Consider the following 25,491-nt stretch of genomic DNA (forward strand, 5'->3'; position numbering starts at 1 on the left):
CGCTATTTCTTCGATGTTTTTAACTTATATGATGGATTTACCTATCATTTCCATAAGTATATCATTTTTTCTTTAACTTCGCCCTGAGAATGCGCTGTTCATGCTCTGTTTGAGCATCAGAACCTGGGAAAAACTATGTAAGAGCTGTAGTCCCCACCGGTAAATATCGTCTGATGTGCTTTCTTCGTTTTTTCCTGAAGAGCCCAAACGCCGGGATAGTTGGAATGTGCGCTGTACTGCGGGAAATCGGAGGAGCTGATATCAAGCCTTATTTTGCTTCCGGCCTTGAATTCCCAGTCGATATCCCATGTGTTTATTTCAATTTCAACCTTTTCGCCGGGATTATAGGTAATCCTGTGAGGAGTGTCATTCCTGTAGGCCAAAGTTGTAATGCTGCCTCTTACGTTATAGGCCTCTCCATCCGCGAACACTTCACAGATTTTGACGGAAAATGCAGTATCCTCGCAGTCTGATGAAACAAAGAGTTTTGCTTTGATTTTTCCGCAAACCTTAACATTCTCGGTTAATGGCTCAGATATAAAGGTAAGGACATCCGGGCGATAGTCCGCACCTTCCTGCAGGTGAGAGCCATTTTCAGACATTGAATGAAAAGTTGACTCAGCACCTTTTGAGAAAAGTGGATCCTCGGGATCATAGGTAAATACTGCATTTCCGCCTACTGACGAGGGATTTAATAACAACTGTTTCTTATTTTCGCCTGCAACTTCTCTGCTGTCGAGGTAGAATTTCAGAGCATTGTCGCTTTTATAAGGAAATTCCTTCAAAATATCCCATTTATCAGCTCCGATGCGGTAAAGTCGCACCTCACCCTCAGGCACTTTCTCCTTTCTGAGTACTTTGTCGAACCATAAAAGCGGTGTGGACATGGAAGTATCCTTGAGGCTGTCTGTGCACTGATGATCTATGCAGGGCATGTAGGCATGATTCCAGGGTCCTATCTCAAATACACTCTTCTGCTTGGTGGCTTCGGGAAGAATCTCCCAGGTTCTTATGGCGCTTCCAAGATGATGATCGTACCAGCCTTCCTTCACGAAAACAGGAATATTGACCTTTTTCGGGATTTCCTTGAGCTGTCCCCAGAAGCCTTCATCCCAGTAGGGATCGTCAGCATCTGTATGTGTTATCCAGTCTCTGTACCAGGGAAGCTTTACGCCCCAGAGCTTTTCAGCTTAACGCCGTCTTCGGAGGAAAGCATGATTTCTTCCATCTCACCCTCTTCCGCAACATCAGGGAGCGGCTGTTCACTGAGTATCTTCTTCATGTGTTCCATATATGCTTTGTACAGCTGTTCCATGTCTGGTTTTTTGTCACTCATATAAGTTAGTTATACCTCCTACCACAAAAGCCCCAGAATCTGGGGCTCTTTTAATCCTATGATATAAAAATATCTGAATGATGTTTTTATAAGTATTAATATCACCCATTGGGCAGTTCAATATCAGGTAAATATCTGGTTTTCATTTCTGATACAGTGTATGGCAAGCCTTCCTCATCAATAACCTTGCAGAAGAGGTCAAGAGGTTTGCGATCCCTATTTATCAGTTGGAATGTCAGGCAGAACTTATCGGGAAGTGCATTTACTTCCAGCATAAAATCGCCGTCAGTTATGCTATGAACCTCATCGATATAATCTGTCATTTGTCCCCAGTCAGTCTGACCCGCATAGCTTACATTGAAAACATCTCTTGCATCAGATCTGAAAAGGCTATGGGAAGCGGCATATTTCTTTTTGCTCTTTAAATCCGGCTGAGCATCGATTCCCCGGTGTATTTCTTCAATCTGTCTGAACCTTTCGCAGCTGAGTTCAGGCTGCATCTGAAGGATGACTGCACCTCTCGCTATACGAATCAGCTTTTCTATCGAATCATTTTCCATACTTCTGGTGAATTTAACATGCAATAATCTGGTGAAATCGCGGTAGGACTCCTGGGCACCTATATCATTTCTGTAATCGTCCGCGATTCTTCCGGATAACTGGTCATCTCCCTTTGATGGGAAATATCCGGCAATTGCCTTATACAAAAATGCTGCAAACACTGTATTGGGACTTCCATCAACCTTCTTTGCATATTCCATGAAGCTGTCAGACGGAATTGTAATCTCATAATAGTAATTATCTTTGACAAAGGGATTGAGCAGGTAAGCCAGGAATCTTCCAAGTCCGATCTTTGTGCTTTGACCGTCATAGCGCTTTAAAGGTTCATCATCCGGCAGCTTTGATGCATCCGGAAGATCTGTCTCCTTCTGGGATACCGGTGTGCCCGGCAGTTTAATGTCTGCCGGAGCCTTAATAGGCCCATACTTTTTTGTAAGGTACTGATATAAAGTGGTTTTTACCCAGAACAATGCGCCCGGTGCACCACTTGGTGAATGGGAAAAATTGAACCATACACAGTTACCCCTATAGGTTATGACATACAGATGCCCTCCGGTTTTAGCAGACCCCAGCATTATTCTCTTATTCTCTTCCGGAAGGACCGAAATCGGATTGTCGTTATGATCCAGTACATAATTGCCGCCGTTATCTACTCAAACCTTCACTGCAAAATACGGGAATCTGCTGATTGCCTCCTGCGCAGCCTCATTAAGAAGCTCCGGATCCACGGGCTCTTTCTACTTCCTCATACAAAATAGTGCATATCTCATCAATTTCTTCTTCCGTATTGTCAGCAGAAAATGAAAGGCGTATGCAGCCCCCTGCATCCTTTCTTGGAAGGCCCATTGCAGTAAGGACATGGCTTGGTTCCACTGAATGGGTATTGCAGGCAGAGCCTGTAGAAACGGATAATCCTCTAAGGTCAAGCAGTAACAAAAGCGTTTCGCCTGATACATCTCTAAATCCAAGATTCACGATTCCCGGCACTCTGTTTTCAGGATCGCCATTTACCCACATTCCATCAAGATCTTTAAGTCCCTCCAAAAGACGCGTGCGAAGCTGCTCAAGCTTATTCATTTGCTCATCTAATGTCATCATCGCGTCGCTTAGTGCTTTTGCCATAGCGGATGCGCCAGGGACATTCTGCGTGCCGGGACGCTTGTTCCTCTCCTGACTTCCGCCATACATAAGATTTGTAACCGGAACATTTTTGTCGACGTACAAAGCTCCGATTCCCCTGGGTCCATGGAACTTATGACCGGATATGGCAAGGGTACTTACTCCAAGTTTTTTTACATCAATCGGAACATGACCGGCTGCTGCAACACCGTCTACATGAAACAGGATGTTCCGATCCTTGCATAGCTTCCCAATCTCTGCAATGGGCTCTATTGTTCCCACTTCATTGTTCACATACATTACAGCCACAAGAACAGTATCTTTTCTTAGGGCCTCTTCTATCTCCTCTAGGGAAACTCTCCCTCTGCTATCAACTCCAATGAGTGTAATCTCAAAGCCTGCTTTTTCCAACGCAGGTATACAATTAAGAACAGCATGATGCTCTATTTTTGAAAAGATCATATGCTTTTTTCCAACTGATTTGCCGAAAGCAGCCGCAGAAAAAATAGCCTGATTATCGGCCTCAGTTCCTCCGGATGTAAAATAGATTTCTTCACTGTCTGCACCAATGCATGCTGCAATTTTCTCCCTGGAGTCTTCCAAAATGTGTGCTGCTTCCCGCCCATGCTGATGTGCACTTGAAGGATTGCCGTAAAAATTCCTCATGCAATCCACCATCACTTTAAGTGCAGAGTCTGATATTGGTGTTGTTGCAGCATGGTCTGCATATATCTTTTCCATACACTCTCCTGTTTTCTATACAGTTAATCAATGATATGCTATCTATAGATGCGTTAATCGTATCGCAAATAAACCTGATTTAAAAGGACATGCTATGTTTTTTAATGCAAAAAAGAAACGATATCTTACCGTAAAACATGATGGTTCTACTCTTTATGAAGGCTATTGGGCTGATACTCCGTTTGCTGAAGAAATCATCATAAAAAAAAGCATTGAATTCTTTAATGACAATGAACCCTGTGCAATTCATAGAGGTGCTGTGCATATGCGCCTTTTAGCAGAGCTTGAGGGGCTGTTTTCTACGCCGGATTTTCAGGATCTTTTTTGCCTTTACACTAATTTTCCAAAAGATTGCGAAACAGAATTCTCAGAAAAATAATGAGAACTCAAGCGGATTTTCTTAATTAAATAAAAAGAGGTCGGCCGATCATTTTACAGATCGTACCGGCCTCTGTTTGTATGTTTAATTATTTAGCTGCTTCCATATATGCGTCATAGGCACGCTGATATGCTGCGATATATTCGTCCACGCCCATGCTTCTTAGCTTTTCAATATAGGAATCCCAATCCTTCTCAATATCCATGCTGCCATCGATAAACTGTACTAAAGCCTGGTTAACATAACCGCCGATAGTTAATGTAGATTCTGTAACGACCCTTGCATCATCTTCCTCAAAGGACATATTGGGAACCAATGTCTCGATTGGCGGAGAATACTTATCGTACACTTCTGCACACTGCTGGAAGAAGTACTCAGTAGAGTGATCAGGATCTTCAACTCTAAGGTTTCCTCTATACTCAGCTGAACCACGCTGAAGCATTGCATCAGGTGTGTACCTGTAGTTTGCATATGTCTTTGACAAACCACCATCTTTTACATAGTCATAATCTTCAGGAATAGCATACTGCTCGTATGTGGGTGTTCCGCCACTAAGTGAAACACCTTCGCTTGTATAATTCCAGCCAATGCCCTCAGGGCCGCCACCGATGTGGTGAACTGCATCTTCAGATGTCATCCAGTCAAACAGTGCAACTACAACCTCAGGATACTTACATGTTGAAGATATTGTTCCAAGGCAGCCTTCAAAATATGTCTGGATGCAGCGTCCTGAATATCTGACACCGTCAGGACCTGCAACAGGAGCAAGGATTTCCCAGTTCTGCCACTCGCCATCTACTTGCTGCCAGAACTCTGAATTCTCTACGCCACCATTTGCATAAACAGCAACCTTATTGCCCTCGGTAGGATCCATAGTCGCTGAAAACTGCGTGTTGTCCTGTAAGAAAGTCTGATTATCCAAAAGGCCTTCCTTAAACAGCTTATGCATGTATCTAAGACCTTCTCTGTATTCATCCTTCATAACAGCATATTCAATCTTGCCGTTATTAACTACAAGTCCGCCTGCTACGGTAGGATTGGTGTTGCTGATAGGATTCACGCACTGTGTAAAGGAGTTCATCATCCATACAGTGGGATCACTCGCCCAACCGCCGATGAAACCTGTCATGGGAACCTCATCTGCTATGCCGTTTCCGTTGGCATCATCCTCTTTTACCTTCTTCAGGAATTCGTAAAGCTCTTCTGTGGTCTCAGGGTTCTTACCACCTAAGTATTTCTCAACCCAGGGCTTATAAATGTACATACGATGCTGATACATGCAGTGGAAGCATTCGTTCTGTCCGCCATATGTATAAATGTGACCGTCACCCATAGTAAGATCTGCTTTTCTCATGGGGCTTTCTTCATTCATTTTATTCCAGTTATCCATCTGAGAAAGCATATCCTCGAGAGGAATTATAAGCCCCTGTGTTCCATATGACAGAGTCTCAGCCTTAGACCATCCGGTACGTAAAAAGAAGTCAGGCATTGAATCGGGATCTGTCATGATAAGATTCAGTTTTTGTGTGGCCTCATCTCCGGTTAGATCATAGATATAATCAAGATGAATGTTGGTCTGTTCCTCGATCCAGTCGGTAACCCAGTTATCCTTGTAGCTTGTTACACCCTGATCAGGGTTATTAACAAATACAGTGAGGGTCAGCTTTTCCTTTAAAGGGAATGTCACATCCTTCGGGGATGCAAACTTAAAAGGATCTGATGAATCATCCCGATTCGCCCCCGCTACTTCTGCACCTTGGCCTTCCTCGGTACCGCTCTGTACCGTATCACCTTGCTGAGATCCTGATCCACAACCGGTTAATGAGGTTGTCAGGAGTGTCAATGTAGCCATTACTGCTACTGACTTTTGTAACATACTTCTTCTCATACATTTCCCCTTTCTTTTTCATTGTTTTATATCTTTACTGCATTTCATTTTTCTATAAGATCAGCCCTTCACCGAGCCGATCATTACGCCCTTTACGAAATACTTCTGTACAAACGGATACACGATCATCAGTGGCAATGTACTGACAATTATGGTTCCATATTTTAGCATCTCTCCCAAATACTGATTTCTTCGGATCATTTCAGGATCAATATTAGTCTGGTTCAGATTGATCTGGGAAAGGAGCAGGATTCTTCTTAGTACCAGCTGTAACGGGTACTTTTCCTGTGAATCCAGATAAATCATTGGTACGAAATAGGAATTCCAAAGTCCGACGATTACCCATAATGACAGCACGGCAATGATCGGAGCAGATAACGGAATTACAACCATAAGGAAAAATTTAAAATCCGAGCATCCATCCATTTCTGCTGCTTCCTGCAATTCTTTTGGAATAGTATTATCAAAAAAGGTCCGCGCCACGATAATGTTGTAGGCACTTACTGCACCCGGAAGGACTACCGCCCACATGGTATTTAACAGGTGGAGATTTTTAATAAGCAAATAGTTAGGAATAAGTCCCCCTGAAAACATCATGGTAAAGAGGATAAGCACCATAAATATTTTCTTTCCCCTGAAGTCACTTCGTGAAAGCGGGTAAGCCGCAAACAGGGTAAGTACCATGCTGATCACCGTTCCGACAAATGCATAAATAATAGAATTCTTATATCCTACCCATATGCTGCTGTACTTAAATACTGCACGATAGCTCTGCAGTGTGGGATCGACCGGTAATAATCTCACCTTACCGCTCATAAGTGCATCTCCTGAGCTGAACGAACAGCTGATGATATAAATGATAGGATATAGCACTATGATCAAAAAAACTGTAAGCAAAACATAGTTTATAAAATAAACTACTGTATCCTGCGATATCTTCTTAGAATTCACTGTCTCTCCTTTCTGATTCTGCTTTTTTACATGAATCCTTTTCCTGAGATTTTATCCACGATTTTGTTTGTAATCAGAATCAAAATGAGTCCAACCAGTGACTGAAAAAGACTAATTGCCGTGGAATATGCAAAATCCGGGAAGGTGGAAACCAGCGACACCTTATAGGCATAGGTGTTAATAACTTCCGACATCGCTACATTATTCTGGTTCTGCATCGCCAGGATCTTTTCGTAACCAATATTCAGGGTACCGCCCATATTTAATATGAGCATGATCACCGCTGTAGGAATAATAGCCGGGATGTCCACATACCAGATTCTTTGCAAAAGCGTTGCGCCGTCAATTATAGCTGCTTCATGCTGCTCCTGATCCACTCCGGCAAGGGCTGCTATATAAATGATCGCTCCGAATCCGACGCCCTGCCAAACGCCTGACCAGACATACAGTGATGCAAACAGGCTGGAATTACCAAGCACGTTAATGCCAAAATTATTGAAAAGAAAGCTTCCAATAGCACCCGAACGATTATCAAAAATCATATTGATGATTCCAACAAATACAATGGTAGAAATAAAGTACGGGCAATAGCTTATCATCTGTACAAACTTCTTATAAACAACGTTCTTCGCATAGTTCAGTGACAGAGCCAATAATATTGAACACGGCATACTGACTAACATCGAATAAATAGAAAGAACAATCGTATTGCGAAGACACTCTTTAAAATTGTAATTGTTAAAAAACCTTATAAAGTTCTTGAAGCCGTAATTATCCGCCCAGGGGCTGTTCCATATTCCCAAACTCACCTTGTAATCCTTAAATGCAAGAATCACTCCATACATTGGTGCGTAAGCAAAGATAAGAAGCATTACGATAGGCGGTACCATCATCGCATACAGTTGCCAGTGTGCTCTAAAATACTGGCGAAATGTCTTTCTATGCCCGGTTGAAATTTTGGGAACCTTAGACTTGTTTGACATTTCTAAAGATCCTCCTTGTTGTTTGTGTTTTCTTGTAACTCACTTTACTCTCACCCAAAATGCAAAGTAAATATACAGTTCCCTTACTTTGCTATTCATTTTTTTAAGAGCCATAAAGGGCGGAAAATCAGCGTGTATTCATTTCTTATTTGCAAATTATCAATATTTCAGAAATGAGAATTATGGATGTTTCCCTTTGAAATTACAAAGAGCCCGACATATCGCCGAGCTCTTTTTCACTCTAATATGATTAGTCTAAGTCTACTGTTACAGTAACCGGTTCAAGTCCTTCACCGCAAACCATAAGGGATGATTTTCCGCTCTCGTGAGTGCTTCGGATAATCGCCTGCGCATGTCCCCTAAAGGTTACGGTCAGATCGTCTGTATAATCTTCTTCAGTAATGGGATTTCCTGTTCCAAAACCTGCCAGATAACCGCATCCTGATACCTCAGCCTTAAGCGCTATTTTGGCATCGTTCACCACAAGACCGTCAGCATCAACAATATCAATATTTATATAAGCAATTTCGCGTCCGTCTGAATTCATTTTGGACTCTTCAGGTGTCACAATAAGTTTTGCGGGTTTTCCGGAAGTAATGAGCGCTGCTCTGCTTATTTCCATGCCGTCCTTATAGCTTATCGCTTCCACTTTTCCCGGTGTATACACTGTGTCGAAACGAACACTGTTTGGAAGCTTGCCGTCCTTAACTACGGCCTTTTTCCCTATAGACGATCCGTTACATACGATTTCCACTTCGTCAGCCCTTGAGAAAACCACAAGCTGCACACTTTTTCCTTCATATCCTTCATAGTTCCAATTAGAAACTACGCCCGGGAAGCCCCACATACTCGTCTTCTCAATCTTGCCAAAATGATCAGGATGCAGGCTGTAGATAAATGTTTCATCACTCCCCCAAACCACGCTTCTATAGGCTCCCTGCGGAAGCATGCGACCCGTGATGTCGAAGTCAGCGTCATTTGCAAGTCTCCAGGGATAGTATGTGGTGGAAGGCGGCATGATAAACCATGGTCCCTTGTCTGCAAGGAAATCATCTTTGTCTACATATAGCGCCTTGCCGATACCAGCTTCTCCGATATAGTCCCAAGCTGTCCAGGTAAAATCACCGATTACATAAGGTAGTGCTTCCACCATAGGCCAGCGGAATCCAATCTCCTGCGGGAAGTTCTCGGATCCTAAGATGACGCGATTAGGAAACATCTCGTGATCCTTTTCATAAATATCTTCCATGTAGTTGTAGCCCACTACGTCAAGGCCGTTGGTAAAGGGTTCCGTATATCTCTCCCAAAGGGTGGAATCTGAAGCTTCTTTGGCATTTTGATTCTGATCAGCATTCTGAGCCATCTTATCATCAAGTCCGCTCCAGAAAGAACAGATTCCATTGCTGATGGGTCTTGATCTGTCAAGGAAACGTATCTTGTCTGCAAGTCTCGTAGCCAGGGTATATCCATTGTTCAAGCCGCCGCGTTCCGGAATCTCATTTCCGGTTGACCACATGATAACGGATGGATGGATGCGGTCTCTCCTCACGAAAGCTGTAAGATCCTTTTCCCACTCTGATACAAAATACTGGCTGTAATCGCCTGCCCTCTTTGACATTCCCCAGGCATCGAAGGCCTCGTCAAATATATACATACCAAGTCTGTCACAAGCTTCAACAAGAGCTGCAGAGGGTGGATTGTGTGCGGTTCTGATCGCGTTAAATCCGACTTCCTTTAGCTTTTTAATTTTTCTTGCCTCAGTCTCATAGATGCTTACTGCGCCGAGAAGCCCATTGTCATGGTGTAAGCATCCGCCTTTAAGCTTTTCCATCTTACCATTTATGCGAAGTCCATGGATGGCATCAGTAGTGATGGTACGGATTCCAAACAGCGCACACTGCTCATCCTCTGCAATAACCTCATCCGGGATGAAATGCGAGCGGAAGGATCCAAGCACCTTCGCCGACGTCTTAACTGTATAAAGATTGGGATTGTCGATACTCCAAAGCCCCGGTTTTTTCACAGTAACTACCATTCTGGCGGTCTCACTCTTTCCCGGATTTATCTGTATCACCTGCTTTGAAAAAGCAGCTTCTTCTTTCTCTCCTTCTTTTACAAACGAGCAGCTAACTTCAACAATTTTATTCTGCAGAGATTTATTCTCGACATCTATCTCTGCCTGTAAAAAAGCGGTATCTTCTGTAATCTCTTTCGTATAAACATAGATTCCATCAGGTACAATATGCACCAGAGGCCCGTGAAGCAGCTTTAATTCTCTGAAAAGACCTGAACCTGTGTACCATCTGGAGCTTGGCTGTGTGCCTGTATTCAGGTTAACAGTGATGCGATTTTCCTCGCCAAAAGTCACGACATCTGTGATATCGATTACGAAGGGAGAATACCCATAATGGTGTTCACCAACCTTACATCCGTTAATATCCACAGATGTGTGCATCATCGCCCCGTCAAACTGGAGTTTTACAGACTCATCCATCCATTCCATGGGAATAAAGACGTTCTTTGAATAGTTACATATATCGCCCCCGAAATACCCGGAATCAAAACCTGCGGGAGCATCTTTACTGACCTTTGTACTGATCATTCCATCGTGTGGCAGATCAACGGTGACACCCGGATCAGTCTTTAACATTCCGATTGAATCAAGCACACCTCTTCGAAAAGTCCACTTATCATTAATATTTACCTGCTGCATGTGACTTGTCTCCCCTTTACTAAAATTTCTGTCAAATAGCTTCTTTTTTGCGATATTCTGATGTGCTGACACCGGTTACTCTCTTAAATGCACGGCAAAATGAGTTGGTAGAACCATAACCGACCATCTCACTTATCTTGCTTATTGTCAGGTCAGTCGAATTAAGAAAATCTTTTGCCTTCTCTATGCGAATATTTTCAATATAAGTCGATAGATTGATTCCCTGCGTCTGTTTAAACAGACTGGACAAGTATGGATGGCTGATATCGAACTGATCTGCCAAGAGGGCAAGCGACAGATTGGGATCACCATACCTTGCATCAATGTAGGAAATGATTCCGTTTGCGATCATATCCACATCACGCATATTTTTTTGTCTGTTCATATATCCGCATATTTCCCGGAAAAGATTCAGCGTAATCGTAATCTGGCTTAATACAGGCATGTTGACGTTTTTCTCAAGCTGTGCGTAATATGCCGCGTATTCACTCTCTTCCAATTTAATGATTCCAAGGAGCCTGAACAAAATAATCTGAAGCTCCGTTATCAGGATATGCTGCATGTAAACAGGCAAATCTTTTTCCACAAAGAACTCTCTGACAATACTTTCCAGGTAGTCATGAAGGCCCTTTTCATCACCGGAAGTAACAAAATGAGTCAGTTTTACCTGCATATCACCTGTAGGATAGTCTATTGAATGATGATTATCCTTGCTGTACCAGATAATCTCATTTTCGATCTCCTTGGCATCGCTGTAGCAAAGGTACGATACGTTCTTGTATGAATCTACAATCCGGTCTGCTTTTTTCTCAATACTTCCGCCAAATACAAGCACTTTTCTGGCGATAACATCAGTCATTTCCGATTTAATAAAGTAAACCAGTTCCTCTGCCCTTGCCTGTACCCCCTTCGGGTCATCATCGGGGATGTTCATGATAAGCGCAATCTGTCCGTCTCCGATATCCGTCAGTAAACTGCCCGGCATTTTTTTTTCTATCAGCTCAGAAAGCGATGCTGCAAATGTACCCCAAAATCTTTGCTCCGGTTCTTCTGACCAGTCCGTCATCATATGAAGTCTGAAAATCAGGACACAGAACAGCCTGTTTTCCCATGGCCACTTAAGATAATCGGCTATACCTGCAATTTCTTTGTCATTTTGATATCCGGAATACAAGAGTCTGTTCGTAAATGCGGTTTTTAAATAAGGCTTTTGCATGCTGATAGCATTGGACAAATCCTCATTGTTCTCAACAAGGTCATTTACTGTATTTACTATGCTGGAAAAAACATTTCCATGAACATCTAAAGACTCCGTACTGATAGACATCTTATTCAAAATATCATTGATCGGAACAGCATTTTCTTTTGATATGTAATAGCTTACGACCACATTCGCAAACAGGCCGAGAATAATAAACAGTGCCAGTAGATAGATGCAGTTCATCAGTCTCTCATTGATAATGTTATTTGGAATGAAATAGGAATAGCATAGACCTGAAGATTCCGATCTGTAGGATATCAGCATATACTTCATTCCATTGAGCCTTACCTTTTTCTGGAGCGGAGACTGCTTAAAATCCAAATCTTCAAGGAGCTTTGTCATCTCTCCCTCAGGGCTGTCATATCCCCTGCAATACAAAATATTTCCATTAAAATCCTGAATCACCTGAATGCTGTTTTCCTCAGGAATTGGCATGGTAGATTCAATAAGGCTGTCATCTATGAAAATGTATATATAGCCTGACTTTGCAGAACCATATACAGATAGAGGCCTGGTATAGGCAATAAGATTCTTCTTGGGAGTACTGGCACGGAATTTGTGCATATCATATTCTTCCATCGGAATAAAACCGTCGCACTTTCCGTCTTCAACCAATTCCGCTTTCCACTCATCAAAACCACTCATATCCTGCTTGCGCATATATAATGAGTAAAACTGCTCATATGTGTATGCTATCGACGGGTTGATTACAACCTCCGAATTGTCAAAGAAAATGAAATAATCATACACAGCCTGGTTCACAAGATGCAGATTCGGAAGAGATGTCTGCAGCTCATGAATTCGGTGCGTATTAGGATAAACCATCACATTTTCCAGATTCTTGAATATATTCACTTCGGCATTGGATTCAAGACAGTCTCCAAGATATTCAATTTCGGAGGTTACGACATCAAATCTTGAGGCCGCATGAACCAGATCGGTTTTTCGCTCGGAAATATCATCAGAATTGATCACAAGTAGAACATAAGAATAATAAATACAGCAGATGATCATTGGGACAAGAATTGCAATGAAATACATGCTGAAATAACGTTTGAAAATTCTATCCTCGTTTTTTCCCCACATATTATTGATGCCTCCCCAATTAACCCTCTTACTAATTATCAGTATGGCAGAATGTCCACCTATGATATATATTCAATCATTTTATCACGATATTCATTTTTTAACATGTCATAGATTTCATCTGTTATTCCGAGAACAAAATATGCATTTTTCCGGCTTCCAGCACCACCTCTTTTGAAGTATTTCCATAACGCATGATACGTTTCATTGGATTCGTTGCATCAAGCTGACAGTAGCAAAGATGACCATCCTTCCATTCCATGGAAACAGTGCCTCCTCCGACAACCCGCAACCCTTCCACTCTGCCATCCTTCCACGCCGTTGGAAGCGCGGGAAGCAAACAGATAGTATCCTCATCAGATTGCAATAGCATTTCCGCAATACCGGATACTACCCCGAAATTACCGTCAATCTGAAATGGCGGATGCTTATCAAAAAGATTGGTATAGGTGGAAATATCAAGCATCTGTTCTATGTTGTGGTAGGCTTCGTCTCCATCGTGCAGCCTTGCATAGAAATTTATAATCCAGGCTCTGCTCCAGCCTGTATGTCCACCACCTGAGCGTAATCTCGCCTCCAGTGTCTTCCTGGCAGCCCCCGCAAGAAGTGGTGTTTTATCAAAGGAAATCTGTCGTGATGGAAATAACCCATACAAATGAGACATATGCCTGTGCCCGGGTTCACATTCCTCGTATTCCTCCAGCCACTCCATGATCCGCCCATCGCTTCCTACCCTTGTAGGTGCAAGCCTGTCGCAAGCTTCTTTGATTTCTCCAAGTAAATCTTGCAGACTTTTCGAATACTCCATCTCAGATAGCTGTTTTGAAAAGTCGGTTTCTTTTAAAATCTCTCCTGCCCTTATGCACTGTGAAAACAGATCCCTTAGAATCTGGTTGTCCATTGTAACGCCGTAGCTTACAGCACCTTTATGCCCGTTTGGGAGGCGGTAAGAATTTTCAGGTGAAACAGTGGGACATACCACAAGAAATCCGTCTTTTTCCACCATAAAATCCAAAAAGAACAGTGCAGCTTCCAGCATGACAGGGAATACCTTTTTCAAAAACTCCTTATCACATGTGTATTCATAATGCGCCCAATAATGCGTACACATCCAGGCGGCACCCATAACCCAATAGGAGGCAGTAATACAGATATCCTGCGGGTTGGTATCTCCAAAAGCATCCGTGTTGTGATGCATCACCCAGCCTCTGCAGCCGTACATCTTTCTTGCGGTCTGCCTGCCATTTTTGACAAGAGTGCCGATAAAATCAAGGAGTGTCTCATGACATTCTGATAATCCGCATGTCTCTGCCGGCCAGTAATTCATTTCGGCATTGATATTCACCGTGTATTTAGAATCCCAGGGCGGTAGATACTCTTTATTCCAGATTCCCTGCAGGTTCGCCGGAAGACCACCCTTTCTGCTGCATGAGATCAAAAGAAACCTTCCGTAATCGAATAAAAGCTTTGAAAGACCGATATCCTTTTTCGCTGCCTTTAACCTCTCATTTGTAGGAAGCTTATCAAACGCCTCTGATCCAAGCTGCAGGGATACCTTCCCATATAGAGAATGATAATCCTCACAGTGCCTTTTCTTTATTTCTTCATAATCATCCATTATTGCTTTTTGAAGAATGGTAGCGGCTTCTTCAGATAGCTTATCGTAGATCAAAGCTCCCGTGCCATGAGTAGTTACTCCGCTCTTTATGTCATAAAAATCCGTACAGGTCGTAAGATACAGTATGGCCTCATCTGCTCCTTCAATGCAGATATGTTCTCCTGTCACGGATATACTGCCACCTTTTGAAATCGCTTTTAGAACAGTTACAAAGTGCGTAGCACCCTCACCTAAATTTCCATACAAAGAAATAGTATTCTCGGAGAGCTTTTTAACTCCATCCAAAAAACGATCTCTCTCAAGCCTTGCACATAAGCTGATCATTCCCTTTTTATCGGAGGATAATCTGATAACCATGCAGTCTTCCGGTTTTGAAACAAAGACTTCCCGTGAATATAGGACATCTCCCTGAGTAAATGAAACACGGCATATAGCATTATCAAGATCCAGCTCCCGCATATAATCCTTACATTCAAGTTCCTTATCCAGATCCGATATGATGTACAGATCGCCCAGTGTCTGGTAGGTTCGCTGAGTATTGGGGCAGCCGGAAAACGCTGTTGTCATCAGCTTCTCTGCCTTTTCAAGTTCTCCTTCAAATATCAGCTCTCTTACTTTGTCAAGATTTTTAAGTGCATCCGGATTAGTACGATCGATCGGCTTGCCGTACCAGATGCTTTCTTCATTTAACTGTATCCGTTCATAGTCGGTTCTGCCAAAAACCATGCCTCCGAGACGTCCGTTCCCCACAGGAAGCGCCTCTTCCCAATTAAATATCCAGGCCGGCTGTTTATACCATAATCTGCTCATAGATTTTTATCCTTTTATTCCGGTTTGATTTCATATTCTTCGTTCGCAAGCCCCATGAATGAAAATCCTGTTTCTGTTTTGTTTTTATCAACGGACTTTCCTTTACAGGTAACAACGTATTCCTGCCCAATTACGGAGATTACGCCGTTTGTCTTCGGTCTTACAACTGCACGTGTTAGCTTTCCGTTTTCCCAATACAAATCAATCTCATGTCCACCTCTTGCAAGAAGTCCCTTGCAGCTGCCATTTTCCCAGGAGGTCGGAAGTGCCGGTAGAAAATCAAGACCCAAATGGCTTTGCAGAAGGCATTCCGCAATTCCTGCCGCGGCTCCGAGATTCCCATCTATCTGAAAAACAAATCCTGCGTTCAATAAACTACGGGAAGCAGAATTCTTAAGCATACGTGCGATTTCTTCATCCGCATTCCTACCATTTTTAAATCTCGCATCCAGGCAAATATACCAGGCAAGCGGCCATGCATTTTCTCCGGCTCCGTGGGCCTTACGGCGTTTTAGCGAAACCTCGGCTGCCTTCATGAGCTCCTGCGTATCTCGCCAATTTATGGAGCATCCGGGATAAACCGCATATAGATGGGAGACGTGCCCCATGCCGGGACACTGCTCGGAAAAATCTTCATGCCACTCCATCAGCTGTCCCTTCGAGCCAATTCTATCCTTTGGAAGCTTTTCTATCATGGATTTCAGCGTTTCTCCATACTCTAAATCCATATCAAGAAGCTTTTGTATCTCAAGTAATGCCCCGAAGAATTCACGAAGAATCTGATTGTCCATCGCAGGACTGAAACAAAGCGGCGTATCAGAGCTATCCGGAAGATAATATCGGTTCTCCGGTGAAACCGATGGACAGGTAAGGAGCTGCCCATCCACCTCAATCAAAAAGTCCTGATAAAACAGAGCCATATCCTTCAGTATCGGATACATGCGCTCCAATATGCTCGTTTCTCCGGTGTAAAGATACTGTTCCCACACATGCATTCCAAGCCATGCTCCTCCTGTTACCCATGGAGTGGACGCCATATAGATGTCCTGTGGTGCGCAGTCACCGTAATAATCTGTATTGTGATGGCATACCATGCCTCTCATGCCATACATTACCTCTGCTGTCTTTTTTCCCGGTTCATGCATAGTCTCAAGGAGGTCAAACAATGGCTCCTGGAGATCCGTAAGATTTCCGATTAAGGCAAGCCAATAATTCATCTGAAGATTTATATTGATGGTATATTTGCTGTCCCACATTGGCATAAACTCAGCGTTCCAGATTCCCTGAAGATTAAGTGGCGCGCTGCCGGGCCTACTTCCTGAAACTATAAGGTAGCGGCCAAACTGAAAATACAGCGCTGCCAGATCAGGATCCTTTGCTCCCTCGCGGAAGGCATTTAGTCTTTGCTCTATACTTCCCTCAGCGGGTTCCCCAAGATCAAGCTGACATCTCTCCATAAGTGAAGAAAAGTCCTTGATATGCTCTTCTTTAAGGGTTTGATATCCCTTTTTCTGCGCCTCATCCAGAACCCTAAGCACTTCTTCTTTTGGATTCTCGAACCGATTCGATGTAGCGCATGTCAAATATATAGTCACATCACTGCTATCTGAAGCCGTCAGCTGGGATATAGGATTGATAAGTTCTCCGTCACATTCTACGCGAAATGCCGCCGCAAACTGTACGCCGGAGTCATTTCCTGCCATCAGATAGGTGTTTTTATCTACTGTTCTTGAAAAATCCACTTTTGTTCCCGGCCATCCGCCGCCTCTTGCTTTCATTCCGGGACGGCGATCATCCTCTATGAAGGTATCGGATACCGTGACTCGGTCCAGCTTTAGTTCCAAGCGAATTGCTTTTGAGGTATCTGCAGTAAGCCTGATGCATAAAATCTGTGCCGGATTACTGATGAACATCTCCCTGTGATAGGAAATCCCGTCCATCTTGTGATCCACCCTTAGGATACCTGTCATCAGATCCAGATCCATTTCATATTTTTCGCACTCCTTAGAGTCCTCTCTTCCGCCCATGGCAAATGGCATTTTCTGATTTAATGCCATGTTCAGTTGTCCAACAAAGGAATATGGGCGCTGTGAGTACGGAACACCGGCCATGTACTGTGCGATAAGAACCTCCGCCTCATGCATTTTTCCATCAAATATCAGTTTTCGTATCTCCGGAAGTTTCTCCCGATATGCCGGATTATTGCGGTCCATCGAAAGACCATTCCAAAGAGAGTCGTCGTTTAACGTTATACGCTCCATGTCTGTCTCGCCATAGACCATGGCACCAAGTCTTCCGTTTCCAAGTGGCAGCGCATCTCCCCATCTGGATGCAGGGCTGTAATAAAGTAGATGATTTTTCTGCGTCATAATTATTCCCCCTTCAACATTCCTTTTTTCATATATCAAAAGAATAATGTGATGAATAAAGCGAAGAAAAAGATACTATATATCAGCTTGATGGCAGGAAGTGCCTTTACCGACAGATGAGATGCCGACATGACAGTTTTCCCTCTGGATACCAATAAAACGAGCAATATCATCGGTATACACATCGCTGCCAGATAAAGTGTCAGATTTAGGGTAAGCTCTGGTCCTATACCTGGATTATGTCTTGCCATATACAAAAGCTCTGCCAGGTAGATCTGTCCTGTACAAAGAAATTCTCCTGCGGAAATCACGATTCCCAAAAGAAACAGTACAGGATACCAGAGTCTTACGGGGATATTGGTGAGTTTACCTATCATTTCATGATTCCATCTGCGAAGGCGTTCCGGAAGCTGCAATCTTACTTTTCCGTAATCCTTCTTTACAACATGAATGAAATCAATGAGGTAAAAGGTTCCAAAAGCAAACGCCAGCAATGCAAAAGCAATTTTTAACACTCTTTGCACCGCTCCAAAGGTAGTACTCTCAATCGCGCCAATAAATGTTTCTATCATAAATCCAAGTAGCAGATACGTCAGGAATTTTCCTAATATAAAAATGAAGCTCCCACCAAAGAAATTGCAGTCTGACACAAGTAAGACAGACAAGACCATAAGGAGCATGGAAATTCCGCAGGGATTAAGACCATTGATTAATCCCGTTAGAATAAGCTGAAGTTTTGATATCGAATGATTTTCTTTTTTCGTTGAGAGACCTTGTACCTTCTTATCCCACGGTCCCCTTGCCTCTACATTTTCAATTGCTTCTTCCGCGCCATTTATTATTGCCTCATCTCCTGGAAGGTAATCTGCTTTGGTAAATAGAATCGGAACCTTCTGTTTTGCTTCCGGCACGCCATAAAGTCTGACGAGACTTTGATACAGGGTGATATTTCCATCATCTAAAATATTGTAAACATACAATTTGGATCGATCCGTCAGGATTTCTTCCAGAAAAGTCTGCGCATCATGACAGCTGTCACATGCACTAGTCACAAACAAAACCAGCGCCGTATCATCTTTTCCGACATCAAGGACAGCACGATAGAATTCAGAATCTGCCGCCTGATCATTACTGCTACTTGCGGAATCATCCGCATGATTACCTGGAACAAGGCTCTTTCCCTCGTTTTTTGCCCCATTCTCAAAATGGCTGACCAGAGCCCTGCCAATCTCCTGATAGGTTCCCTGATATACCACTCCATCAACGATGGCCGCCGGCAGATCCATCATTGTAATATCAAGCTGATACTTGTCCACCGTATCCGAGAAATGCGTTGCTCCACTTTCTTTATAGACATTATTCACGGTGATTTTATTGCTTTCATACCCTGCAAGCGTCAGCTGGTTTGATATTTCCCGACGAAACTTATCTTCTTCATGGCAGCTCTCGCAAGGGGCAATAACATATAACTCTATAGTCGTATTTGCCGCGCGCTCTTTTGCAGAGAGCCTTGTTGTCTTCATCACTTTATTGGATATGCCGCCTATCACTGTAAGCCCAACAACAATAAGTGCTATGACAAGGAAAACCTTTATCTGCCCTTTTTTCATACTCATATCTATCCTCACCACTCATACTTCTTCTGTCCTTTTCAATTTCACATATCCAAATAAAGAAGTAAATCACCACTTGCTTTTTTATAATTATTCATTTCTTAAGATGGCCGAATAAAACAGGTCTTCTCCTGCACGGAAACAGACCTGTAGTTACTATATTGAATATTATCAATTTATTACTAGGTAAACATCTTAGACTTTGGAATGATAATTATCATTATTTGTCATTTGAGGTTATGTGTAGCTGAATAAAGGGGCAGGATAACCCTAAAGAGATTCTTGGAGAATTCTAGAAGATATTGAATAGTTCAAGAAATCTAATTGCATGGAAATTTTCAAATTGACTAATCGATCAGATTTTTTGCCAGTTCAAGATTCTTTTTACTAACAAAAACATGGTAAACATAAGTGATAGGCCCTGCGGACTGAGAATAAGTAAATGCACCGCCTCCGCCTACACTGGCTCCCATTGAACCGTGTATCAGGTTGCCCAGCGTTGACTCGTTCTTCTTGGTAACGCACTCATACTCTATACTGTTCTGTTTTAGAATTTCAGTGACTCTTGCTATTTCCATAGATGATGAATCTGTAATAAGTTTTGTCTTGTTCCAGGGCATTAGCATGTAGTTTTCCTCCGGCTGTAATCTTTGTGGCTTATGAAGAGTTTTATGACTACCTTCTAAAGAAAATGATAAAGCTTTATCTGTTAAAAGGAATGCATTTTTCTTTAAATATGCAGATTGGCGGCTGAAATGTCATTTTTAGGCGCTGTGCGGTTTGTATGGATGTGATGTTTGCTGTTGAAGTTAACTAATCTATGGAAATGGTAAAACGTTAGCGTCGTTATTCTGTGAAAAAGACTTCTCTACTTGTCTTTATTTAAATTGCTTTATTTGACAAGTAGGATTCTGCCTTGGGGTCTGTAATTGTTACTAGTCTTTTTATTGAATTGACCTTTTGACAAGTAGGATTCTTTTTTTGCTAAGTCATTGCTACATGTCTTTCTGAAAAATATGGCATTTGACATGTAGTACCGTTATATTAGGCTCTAGTCATTACTACACGTCTTTTTAGTGATTTACCATTTTCCTTACAAACTAAGCTCAAAGACCAGATCCTTATATCTCTCAGTTTTATTTTTGATGTCTTCTTCTGAAACGCCATAGAATCGATAGACATCCTTAAAGATTTTGTTCCACTTCCTGATAGACAACTTACTGCCTTGGGCACCACCGCCAAAATAGGCGTAGTTTCGCTCAATGATGATACTCATAGAATCATTGATGTCTTTTCCTGTCTTGATATACTCATGGTAATCTATATCAAATATTTCCCTCGGTATACTCGCAGCGATTTCACGCTCTTTATCAGTTTTCTCACGGAGTTTTCTTAAAATCACCTCATGGTCCTCAGATGGATCGATATCAAAATCGATTTCCTGTCCTTCTACCAGATCAGGTCTGTGCTCGAAAAGTGAACTTGTGCGCATCTGCTCATACTGTACGATAAAATCCGGAGCTGTCCTGTCCGCTTCAACAAAACCGTACCTGATTTTCAGATACTCCTCGACTTCTTCAATAGTATGCGTTCCCGGCACTATTGTTTTCTCTATGAAATGTCTTTTTGTCTTGTTGATAAATCGCTGTATTCTCTGCGTTAGCGCCGGCTTATATGTTTCATTCGCAAAAAATATGGCTGTAGGGCCATCGGCCCCACCTATGATTCCTGTATCTTCAACTTCCATATACCTATTCTCCGGTGTTTGTTATTCATTCAATTTTTCTGCTTATATGTATGTAATCAATTGTTGCGTATTAATCAAAACAAGACAGCCAAAACAGATTTGGCAGCCTGTGTAAATCAGAATAAATATAACCAATATAATGTTTTCATCCCCAAATATCGTCCCCTGTTTATTATGTTCCTCTTACATAATTTTATCAGATGAGATCGTTATAAAATACGTAATAATTACGATTATTTGATGTATGTATTTTTCTTGAAATATAATAATATCAAACCGCTTAAGTTTCTAGACTTCCTTAATATCAAAACTCCACAACAACATCTGAGATGGCTACCAGTGTGGCCTCTCCGCTTATACTTATACGCCCATTACCAAGCAATTCGCAGTAAAGATGTCCGCCTCTTTTTGATGCCTGGTAAGCATGAATCGTATTTTTCCCAAGCTCCCTTGACCAGTAATCAGCTATCTGACAGTGAGCAGAACCACAAACAGGATCTTCGGGAACCATTAGTTCCGGAAGGAAACTTCTAGATACACAATCTACAGCTGTTCCCTTCGCGGTAACGTTTTGACCACGCCCCGGAAGGTGAGTTAACTTATTCTGATCAGGTTTCATTTTCCGAATCTGCTCCCCAGATTCAAATACACAGACCAAATCGGTTCCAAGGATAGCCTTTACAGGTCTTATGCCAAATGCACTCTCCATATCATCTGTCACCGGAACTTCATGCTGCTCATGTATAGGAAAATTCATCTCATATAGATTATCTTTTCTTACGACAGTCAAATTTCCGCTTCGCGTATCAAACCTGGTTTTCATAATAAGCTAATACTATCGTCACAAATACTACTGCAAGCCATTAAACACCCTTAATACAGTATTCAAACCATTCATCATCCGTTTTCACAAATCCCACAGACTGAAACATCCGCTGGCTCTGCGTATTAAAGGAATAGATATTGGCTTTGATCTTATCCATTCCCTTTTCTTTGGCGAGAGCTATCATATCAAGGATGCATTTTCTGCCTATATGTTTGTTCTGATACTCTTTGCAGATAACAATTGCAAGCTCAGCATTATCCCGGAGAGATACATCTCCTACAAGTTTTCCTTGATATTGAATGTAGTAGCAATTGCCTCTACTGCTAAGAAAATCGTACATCTCATGAAGTGTATCTATATCATAAACATGGTCTATATTATCCACCTGCTTACAAACATCCTGGTCTTGATACCAGGGAAAGGACTCCTCATCATTTCGATAGTACGGAATGAGTACTACGTCATCGTCAATTATCCTATAACATTCAAGCCGATAAACATCGAGTTCATCCCTTTTTCCTGCATATTCAAACCCGATTTTTTCAGCTATATGTTTTGTTATCTTTTGATTTGGACTGCATTCAATAACGGCGTTCTTCCCTTGTAGTCTTACTTTTTTAACTAATTCTTCTGTCAGTTTGCTGGTATAGCCTTTACCCCAGGCAGATTTATTCAGAACCCATCCTATTTCCATAGAATCCTGTTCATATTCATGATAAATAACATAACCTATATAATTGCCCAAATCGTCTTCGGCAGCGTATATCAGAGGTGTCTCTGTTAGTGCAGCCTTATTCAGAAATGCCTTAGTCTTATCTAAATCATATGGATCTTCAATAAATTTCATTACTTCCGGATCAGATACAGTTCCGTATAGGTCCATCAGATCCGATTCTGTCATTCGTCTTATATTCATACTATTTTGTGTTTATTGCGCTAAATTTCTCCTTCAACAATGATTCAAAACAAGTCGGCCCAAAAATAGGGCAGCCTAAATGAAGAACTGTTCTGAATCTACATATTCGTCGCTGGTGGCTTTGATGGTTAGTCGCGGCTCCGCCATGACTGAATCCTTGAATATGGTATATATTTGCTCCGGATCCGTTACGAGATCATTTTTCCTGATAAAATCATTCACGGATGCCTCGTCTCTTGGCATTTCCAGTTCGTTGTAATAATTCAAAAAAGCTTCCTTGCTCTCAAGTGCTCCGAACTTCCCAAAATCTGTGATATAACCGCAGCTCAGTATAATACTAAAGAAATTCTTTACCGAGTTACCTACGATTCCCGCAGAGCCCTCAGAATCTATAAAGCCCACGCATCCATTGTCCAATAGTGCATAAATCCCGCCACCGCCATCGCAGGCAAAAGGAACTAAGTTGTAATTGGACTCTCCGCCTACAAGTAATGCCTCAAGATCGTCTTTGAGCTGAGCTTCATCCTCTAAATAAAAATCGCATTCAGATTCAAGATATTCACTGAGGCTTTCATTTTTCTCTATCTGTTTTATATAATTTTTGACTTCAGCTATCATGATGGTCTCTCCTCCTATTTATCATGTTCCCTAGCATAATCATATCAGAAGAGAATAGCATTAAATACTCAATAATTGCGCCTTATTAAATTTTGAATACATTCTTCAAACTGTTTCTTTTGAGGCAAACAAGGGATTTGCTTCTCTTACTTGTTTACCGTAGGTTGTCTTCAATTTTTCAAAAGCAAGCCTTACTTTATCCGGGATTTCAACATGAGCAAGGAACCTCTTACCGTTTGGTCCGTATCCGTTTTCATCGTCTGTCAGTCTTGGGATTTCGCCCATGAGCAGTTCTATATAGCGGTCTATGTCCCACATCCCATGGATATCTTCTGTATAGGTTAATCCGGATTGAGATGCGCAAACCGTTGCTGCATACGCGGCATAGTTGATGATTTTTACTGAGTCGGATGTGTATTTACGAAGCACGGCATCCATTCTCGCCTGCATAGTCTCGTCCTGGCAAAGGATGATATTTTGGAAATGGATATGCTTTTCATTCAGCAAAGAAAGAAGATTTGTGATATTGTTTCCGCAATTTGTAGACTCGGTTTCCAACAAGTCAGCCTGACAGTTATGGACTTTTTGCAGATACTGCTGAAAAATCTCCGCCTCAGTCAGCCCGGCTGTTTTGATAAACGGATATTCAGAGTGCACACGATTCCGCAGCGTATCGGTAGTGTGTCCGGCGCCTCCGACAATAATGAATGTCTCTGCAAGCTCATCCTTGATAGCCTTGGCAAACACATCTCCTCCCGCCAGTATGCTTCCTCCAAAAAGAACCATCACATCTGCCTTGTAAATTCCATAAGTATCATATAGTTGGTCACGGTCAAGAGTGCGGATATCTCTTTTTCCGCAAAATCGGCCAAGCGTATTGATTGCTGTCTGAATGTCACCTTCGGTTCTGTTTTCCACCTTCAACCTCCTGAAGTATAAGAGCTTGTTTTTATAATAAAATATCACAAAACAAAAACAGGCCTTATCCTACACAGATATAGACCTGTTTTTCACTCTTTATTTTTGGGATGTGTTGAACTAAGCCAGCTTTTTGCAAACATCAATGACAAAGTTTACCACTAGTCAACTTCAATAATAGCGTTTACATCTTTTTCTATACAGATATTTCATTATTTGTCAGTCAGTAATGTCAGATTTCAATATGGAATACCAACAGGCATCACAGATTCCCTGATTGTTTTTATCCGCGCTTCGCATCGTGCCTTCATACTTCATCCCACACTTTTTCATGACCATACCGGAGTGTGGATTTCTGGGATCATGCCTTGCTTCGATACGATTTACCCCAACTTTATCAAAGAAAAACTCAATAATGGCTTTCAGAGATTCCGATGTAATTCCCTGATGCCACCAGGGACTTCCGATACAGTATCCGATGTGAACCATATCGATGCTTTCTTTCATTCCTACTGCAGAGATGCTTCCGATAGGCTCATCTATCTCCTTAAGGACAATCGCCCATTGATAGTAATTATCTTCTTTGTAAGACTCCACCCAGGGCTTGAGAATTTCCTTGGTTGCATTTTCATTTTCATGCACCGGCCATGTGAGGTATTTTACGACAGCTTCATCAGAAGCCCAGTTTTTATACATGCAGGCTGCATCTTCTATCGTAAATCTTCTCAAAATGAGTCTTTCAGTTTCAATTGTCCTTGTCCCGCAATGTTTCATACCACTTCTCCCATATCGTATGTCCCACAATGTTTCATACTACTTCTTCTATATTGTTTGTCCGAGTCTTAGAACTATTCTGCATCGTTAGCTTCAAATATAAATCAGCGATGTCAAAAATACAACGAATATGGGCTGCTTTTGTTAAAACAACACGACTTTTATGGATTTGAGCCTAGAATACACGGCATCTTGTGGAATTCGGCCATATGACGTGTAGTAGGGAAATTTAGGATAAGCCTAGAATACACGGCATTTTATGGA

Annotated in this window: 19 protein-coding genes and 1 pseudogene; 1 reads left to right on the forward strand and 19 read right to left on the reverse strand. The window is 42.0% G+C overall.

Going from position 1 to position 25,491, the window contains the following annotated elements:
* Nucleotides 1-116 precede the first annotated feature (116 nt).
* The 4 genes and pseudogenes from G586_RS23105 to G586_RS23110 form a co-directional block, all read right to left on the reverse strand.
* Nucleotides 117-1,151, reverse strand: a pseudogene (locus G586_RS23105) (CocE/NonD family hydrolase); the annotation flags it as partial.
* 17 nt (nucleotides 1,152-1,168) lie between these two features.
* Nucleotides 1,169-1,336: a hypothetical protein gene (locus tag G586_RS26185; protein WP_155834170.1), complete on the reverse strand. Its 168-nt coding sequence runs from the start codon at nucleotides 1,334-1,336 to the stop codon at nucleotides 1,169-1,171.
* A 101-nt stretch (nucleotides 1,337-1,437) separates the two neighbouring features.
* A complete protein-coding gene (locus tag G586_RS0113400; protein WP_026528171.1) occupies nucleotides 1,438-2,472 on the reverse strand; it encodes a hypothetical protein in 1,035 nt (344 codons plus the stop codon).
* Between the two features lie 133 nt (nucleotides 2,473-2,605).
* The gene (locus G586_RS23110; RefSeq protein WP_035773350.1) at nucleotides 2,606-3,757 is read right to left on the reverse strand and encodes a cysteine desulfurase family protein; all 1,152 of its coding nucleotides are present in this window, start codon (nucleotides 3,755-3,757) and stop codon (nucleotides 2,606-2,608) included.
* Nucleotides 3,758-3,851: 94 nt separating this feature from the next.
* On the opposite strand from G586_RS23110, the gene G586_RS23115 reads away from it, so the two are divergent.
* The gene (locus G586_RS23115) at nucleotides 3,852-4,136 is read left to right on the forward strand and encodes a hypothetical protein (protein ID WP_051204798.1); all 285 of its coding nucleotides are present in this window, start codon (nucleotides 3,852-3,854) and stop codon (nucleotides 4,134-4,136) included.
* Nucleotides 4,137-4,224: 88 nt separating this feature from the next.
* On the opposite strand, the gene G586_RS0113415 is transcribed toward G586_RS23115, so the two are convergent.
* The 15 genes from G586_RS0113415 to G586_RS0113485 form a co-directional block, all read right to left on the reverse strand.
* Nucleotides 4,225-6,024 (reverse strand): DUF3502 domain-containing protein, encoded by a 1,800-nt coding sequence (locus G586_RS0113415; protein ID WP_026528172.1) that lies wholly within the window; start codon nucleotides 6,022-6,024, stop codon nucleotides 4,225-4,227.
* A gap of 60 nt (nucleotides 6,025-6,084) precedes the next feature.
* A complete protein-coding gene (locus tag G586_RS0113420) occupies nucleotides 6,085-6,975 on the reverse strand; it encodes a carbohydrate ABC transporter permease (protein ID WP_051204799.1) in 891 nt (296 codons plus the stop codon).
* A gap of 26 nt (nucleotides 6,976-7,001) precedes the next feature.
* Nucleotides 7,002-7,958, reverse strand: coding sequence for an ABC transporter permease (locus G586_RS0113425; RefSeq protein WP_026528174.1), 957 nt, complete (start codon nucleotides 7,956-7,958; stop codon nucleotides 7,002-7,004).
* Between the two features lie 250 nt (nucleotides 7,959-8,208).
* Complete coding sequence (locus G586_RS0113430; RefSeq protein WP_026528175.1) at nucleotides 8,209-10,671, reverse strand: glycoside hydrolase family 2 TIM barrel-domain containing protein; 2,463 nt, start codon at nucleotides 10,669-10,671, stop codon at nucleotides 8,209-8,211.
* A 31-nt stretch (nucleotides 10,672-10,702) separates the two neighbouring features.
* The gene (locus tag G586_RS0113435; RefSeq protein WP_026528176.1) at nucleotides 10,703-13,018 is read right to left on the reverse strand and encodes a helix-turn-helix domain-containing protein; all 2,316 of its coding nucleotides are present in this window, start codon (nucleotides 13,016-13,018) and stop codon (nucleotides 10,703-10,705) included.
* Nucleotides 13,019-13,142: 124 nt separating this feature from the next.
* On the reverse strand, nucleotides 13,143-15,446 hold the full coding sequence (locus G586_RS0113440) for a glycoside hydrolase family 95 protein (protein ID WP_026528177.1): 2,304 nt from the start codon (nucleotides 15,444-15,446) through the stop codon (nucleotides 13,143-13,145).
* 14 nt (nucleotides 15,447-15,460) lie between these two features.
* Nucleotides 15,461-17,815, reverse strand: a complete 2,355-nt coding sequence (locus G586_RS0113445; RefSeq protein ID WP_026528178.1) for a glycoside hydrolase family 95 protein — start codon at nucleotides 17,813-17,815, stop codon at nucleotides 15,461-15,463.
* 35 nt (nucleotides 17,816-17,850) lie between these two features.
* Nucleotides 17,851-19,431, reverse strand: a complete 1,581-nt coding sequence (locus G586_RS0113450) for a cytochrome c biogenesis CcdA family protein (protein WP_026528179.1) — start codon at nucleotides 19,429-19,431, stop codon at nucleotides 17,851-17,853.
* Nucleotides 19,432-19,775: 344 nt separating this feature from the next.
* On the reverse strand, nucleotides 19,776-20,054 hold the full coding sequence (locus G586_RS0113455) for a hypothetical protein (protein WP_026528180.1): 279 nt from the start codon (nucleotides 20,052-20,054) through the stop codon (nucleotides 19,776-19,778).
* A 467-nt stretch (nucleotides 20,055-20,521) separates the two neighbouring features.
* Nucleotides 20,522-21,175, reverse strand: coding sequence for a hypothetical protein (locus G586_RS0113460; RefSeq protein WP_026528181.1), 654 nt, complete (start codon nucleotides 21,173-21,175; stop codon nucleotides 20,522-20,524).
* Nucleotides 21,176-21,479: 304 nt separating this feature from the next.
* On the reverse strand, nucleotides 21,480-21,998 hold the full coding sequence (locus G586_RS23120) for a PhzF family phenazine biosynthesis protein (RefSeq protein WP_051204800.1): 519 nt from the start codon (nucleotides 21,996-21,998) through the stop codon (nucleotides 21,480-21,482).
* Between the two features lie 40 nt (nucleotides 21,999-22,038).
* On the reverse strand, nucleotides 22,039-22,917 hold the full coding sequence (locus tag G586_RS27015; RefSeq protein ID WP_242832022.1) for a GNAT family N-acetyltransferase: 879 nt from the start codon (nucleotides 22,915-22,917) through the stop codon (nucleotides 22,039-22,041).
* Nucleotides 22,918-22,992: 75 nt separating this feature from the next.
* Entirely contained in the window at nucleotides 22,993-23,535 is a 543-nt protein-coding gene (locus G586_RS0113475; RefSeq protein ID WP_026528183.1) for a hypothetical protein, read from the reverse strand.
* A gap of 105 nt (nucleotides 23,536-23,640) precedes the next feature.
* Nucleotides 23,641-24,453, reverse strand: coding sequence for an ElyC/SanA/YdcF family protein (locus G586_RS0113480; protein ID WP_051204801.1), 813 nt, complete (start codon nucleotides 24,451-24,453; stop codon nucleotides 23,641-23,643).
* Between the two features lie 219 nt (nucleotides 24,454-24,672).
* The gene (locus tag G586_RS0113485) at nucleotides 24,673-25,227 is read right to left on the reverse strand and encodes a GNAT family N-acetyltransferase (protein WP_026528185.1); all 555 of its coding nucleotides are present in this window, start codon (nucleotides 25,225-25,227) and stop codon (nucleotides 24,673-24,675) included.
* Nucleotides 25,228-25,491: the final 264 nt, after the last annotated feature.

The organism is Butyrivibrio sp. VCD2006, assembly GCF_000423925.1.
Taxonomy (GTDB): domain Bacteria; phylum Bacillota; class Clostridia; order Lachnospirales; family Lachnospiraceae; genus Butyrivibrio.

Bases quoted from the DNA above. Each gene is read 5' to 3' on its own strand.
- G586_RS26185 (WP_155834170.1), bottom strand. From the start codon at position 1,336: ATGAGTGACAAAAAACCAGACATGGAACAGCTGTACAAAGCATATATG.
- G586_RS0113400 (WP_026528171.1), bottom strand. From the start codon at position 2,472: ATGCTGGGGTCTGCTAAAACCGGAGGGCATCTGTATGTCATAACCTAT.
- G586_RS23110 (WP_035773350.1), bottom strand. From the start codon at position 3,757: ATGGAAAAGATATATGCAGACCATGCTGCAACAACACCAATATCAGAC.
- G586_RS23115 (WP_051204798.1), top strand. From the start codon at position 3,852: ATGTTTTTTAATGCAAAAAAGAAACGATATCTTACCGTAAAACATGAT.
- G586_RS0113415 (WP_026528172.1), bottom strand. From the start codon at position 6,024: ATGAGAAGAAGTATGTTACAAAAGTCAGTAGCAGTAATGGCTACATTG.
- G586_RS0113425 (WP_026528174.1), bottom strand. From the start codon at position 7,958: ATGTCAAACAAGTCTAAGGTTCCCAAAATTTCAACCGGGCATAGAAAG.
- G586_RS0113430 (WP_026528175.1), bottom strand. From the start codon at position 10,671: ATGCAGCAGGTAAATATTAATGATAAGTGGACTTTTCGAAGAGGTGTG.
- G586_RS0113435 (WP_026528176.1), bottom strand. From the start codon at position 13,018: ATGTGGGGAAAAAACGAGGATAGAATTTTCAAACGTTATTTCAGCATG.
- G586_RS0113440 (WP_026528177.1), bottom strand. From the start codon at position 15,446: ATGAGCAGATTATGGTATAAACAGCCGGCCTGGATATTTAATTGGGAA.
- G586_RS0113445 (WP_026528178.1), bottom strand. From the start codon at position 17,815: ATGACGCAGAAAAATCATCTACTTTATTACAGCCCTGCATCCAGATGG.
- G586_RS0113450 (WP_026528179.1), bottom strand. From the start codon at position 19,431: ATGAGTATGAAAAAAGGGCAGATAAAGGTTTTCCTTGTCATAGCACTT.
- G586_RS0113455 (WP_026528180.1), bottom strand. From the start codon at position 20,054: ATGCTAATGCCCTGGAACAAGACAAAACTTATTACAGATTCATCATCT.
- G586_RS0113460 (WP_026528181.1), bottom strand. From the start codon at position 21,175: ATGGAAGTTGAAGATACAGGAATCATAGGTGGGGCCGATGGCCCTACA.
- G586_RS23120 (WP_051204800.1), bottom strand. From the start codon at position 21,998: ATGAAAACCAGGTTTGATACGCGAAGCGGAAATTTGACTGTCGTAAGA.
- G586_RS27015 (WP_242832022.1), bottom strand. From the start codon at position 22,917: ATGAATATAAGACGAATGACAGAATCGGATCTGATGGACCTATACGGA.
- G586_RS0113475 (WP_026528183.1), bottom strand. From the start codon at position 23,535: ATGATAGCTGAAGTCAAAAATTATATAAAACAGATAGAGAAAAATGAA.
- G586_RS0113485 (WP_026528185.1), bottom strand. From the start codon at position 25,227: ATGAAACATTGCGGGACAAGGACAATTGAAACTGAAAGACTCATTTTG.